Source organism: Bartonella sp. AP57NXGY (assembly GCF_042195805.1).
Lineage (GTDB): Bacteria > Pseudomonadota > Alphaproteobacteria > Rhizobiales > Rhizobiaceae > Bartonella.
Window position 1 is genome coordinate 1 of the sequence record NZ_JBHIOZ010000540.1, and the last position, 683, is coordinate 683.

Here is a 683-nt window from a genome sequence, read left to right on the forward strand (position 1 = left end):
GCTTCAATCCTTTTATGAGAATTCTTATGAGACGCTGATGGTTAGTGTTACACGGGAGCGTGAACAGTTAAAAGTTGAGGTTCCGTCACTTTCACAAGAAGCAGTGACTTTTATGAAAAATGTTGAAGCTGGTTGTGATAGTTATTCAAAGATACCAGAGCAGGTTAATCAAGAGTTTTTAAAGCTACAAAGTGTTTTAGATAAACGTTTTGGACATGATGCCATTCATAAATATGGTTTTGATTTATCAAAAGCAATCCCCAAAGAACAGTCTTATAATAAAGAACGCATAAAAGAGTTTCAAATGGCAGTTAAGTTTTTGCAACAGAGACAACAGGAGAAAATCAACGCAATAGCGCGTGCAAGATCAATAGATATGATACGGTAAGGGCAAGGATAAAGCCTTATACTGTATAAGCCCTATTAAGCCATACGGTAAAAGAGAGGTAATCAAAGGAGGTGTTTAATATGGGTGTGACAAAAGATGTTGTATGTGCCTGCATAGATAGGGCGTTAAAAAAAATCCGGTGAAATATTAGCAAGTTTAGGACTTACGGTGTCTGATTTCATCCGTATTGCTTTGACAAAAGTTGTTGATGAAAGAGGATTGCCGTTTGATATGTATATTCTTCATGAGAAAACGCTTAAAACTTTTGAGAAAAGTAACAAGGGTTAAGAGAAGT

Annotated in this window: 1 protein-coding gene and 1 pseudogene; both read left to right on the forward strand. The window is 36.0% G+C overall.

Annotation, left to right across the window (positions count from 1 at the left end):
* A pseudogene (locus tag ACFIL8_RS11910) lies at nucleotides 1-388 on the forward strand (adenosine monophosphate-protein transferase); the annotation flags it as partial.
* 168 nt (nucleotides 389-556) lie between these two features.
* Nucleotides 557-676: a type II toxin-antitoxin system RelB/DinJ family antitoxin gene (locus ACFIL8_RS11915; protein WP_375681285.1), complete on the forward strand. Its 120-nt coding sequence runs from the start codon at nucleotides 557-559 to the stop codon at nucleotides 674-676.
* Nucleotides 677-683: the final 7 nt, after the last annotated feature.